This is a genomic window from Olsenella sp. An285, assembly GCF_002159625.1.
GTDB lineage: Bacteria > Actinomycetota > Coriobacteriia > Coriobacteriales > Atopobiaceae > Thermophilibacter > Thermophilibacter avicola.
Window position 1 is genome coordinate 1 of record NZ_NFIZ01000030.1, and the last position, 1,528, is coordinate 1,528.

Here is a 1,528-nt window from a genome sequence, read left to right on the forward strand (position 1 = left end):
CGGCGTTGTGCGCACTTGTTCGCGTTGTGTACACTCGCCGGCGTTGTGCGCACTTCTCGGCAGCGCGTCTACCTGCGCATCTGCCGAGAAGGACCTCTGGGGCCGTGTAGACATCGCCGGAGGGTGCGCACAACGCCGTAAGGACGGCCCGCCGCCGGCACCGGCGCTACCGCGCGGCGGCGAGCACCTTGTCGTAAACCTCGGCGCGGGGAAGCGAGAAGGACTTGGCCAGCCGCTTGGCCAGCGCGCTCTTGGGCTCGCCGGCGGCCAGGCCCGCGGCGATCTCCTCCTCGAGGGTGCCTCCGGGGCCGGCCGCGGCCGCCCGGCGCTGCTCGAGCTCGCCCGCGTCGGGCGCGGCGATCACGATCACGCACTCGCCGCGCAGCTCCCCACGGGCGGCCACGAGCTCGGCGAGCTCGGCGGCCTCGCCGCGGACGACCTCCTCGTGGAGCTTGGTGAGCTCGCGCACGAGCGCCACGCGCCGGCCCGGCATGACCTCGGCGATGCGCGCGAGGGTCTCGGCCGCGCGCCGCGGACTCTCGTAGACCACGAGCGTGCCCGGCACGGCGGCGAGCTCCTCCAGGCGCGAGCGCTGCGCGCCCGGGCGCCGGGGAAGGAACCCCTCGAAGAAGAAGTGCTCGCTCGCCAGGCCGGACGCCACCAGAGCGCACGTCACGGCGCTCGGCCCCGGTACCACCTCGACGCGCAGCCCGGCGTCGAGCGCGGCGTCCACGAGGCGCTGGCCCGGGTCGCTCACGCCCGGCATGCCGGCGTCGGAGACGAAGGCCACGCGCTCCCCCGCCGCCAGGCGCTCGAGCACGCGCTCGACCTTCTCGGCCATGACGTTCTCGTCGCAGCGCTCCAGGCGCACGTGCAGCCCAAAGGCGGACATGAGCCTGCCCGTCACGCGCGTGTCCTCGCAGAGGACCACGTCCGCCGCGGCGAGCGTGTCCAACACGCGGGGGGACGCGTCACGGAGGTTCCCGATCGGCGTCCCCACCACGGAAAGGAGTCCCGTGCTCTCGGAGGCCTCCCCCATCAGACGATCATCCCGCGCTCGAAGGTGGCCATGGCCACGCGGGCGTCCCACCCGGCGAGCATGCCGCTCGTCTTCCAGGTGTTGAAGAACCACGCCGGGCACTTCTCGTAGGTCCCCAGCTGCTCGGAGGTGTACACGCGCTCCAGGGCGATGCGGCCCTCGGGCGTCATCTGCGAGTCCGCGATGGGAAGCGAGGACGACCACTTGCCCACCATGACCGGCATGCCGGAGCGCTTGGCCTCGCGCAGGTGCTTGGCGTGGGCGGCCACGAGCCGGCGCACGCCGGAGGGGCCGGACACGTCCACGCGGGTGGCCGGGCGGTCGAGGTGGCAGTCGAGCCAGACGTTCTTGTAGTGGCGCTGCGCCATGAAGCGGCCCCAGCCGCCCGGGACGCCGCCGTCGGGCATGATGACAACGGGGTCCTCGCCCGCGGCGTTGCGCACGAGCTCATAGGCCTCGCGGTAGTAGTTGCGCAGGCGGTGCTGGGGG

General features: G+C 73.4%; 1 protein-coding gene and 1 pseudogene. Both read right to left on the bottom strand.

Annotated elements, in window-relative coordinates:
- Positions 1-166 precede the first annotated feature (166 nt).
- Complete coding sequence (rsmI, locus tag B5F79_RS10735; protein ID WP_087221472.1) at positions 167-1,039, bottom strand: 16S rRNA (cytidine(1402)-2'-O)-methyltransferase; 873 nt, start codon at positions 1,037-1,039, stop codon at positions 167-169.
- A pseudogene (locus B5F79_RS11050) lies at positions 1,039-1,528 on the bottom strand (glycoside hydrolase family 5 protein); the annotation flags it as partial. The pseudogene B5F79_RS11050 and the gene rsmI, both read right to left, overlap by 1 nt.

What these genes read in the sequence shown, in the direction of transcription:
- rsmI (WP_087221472.1), bottom strand. Translation starts at nt 1,039, where the DNA reads ATGGGGGAGGCCTCCGAGAGCACGGGACTCCTTTCCGTGGTGGGGACG.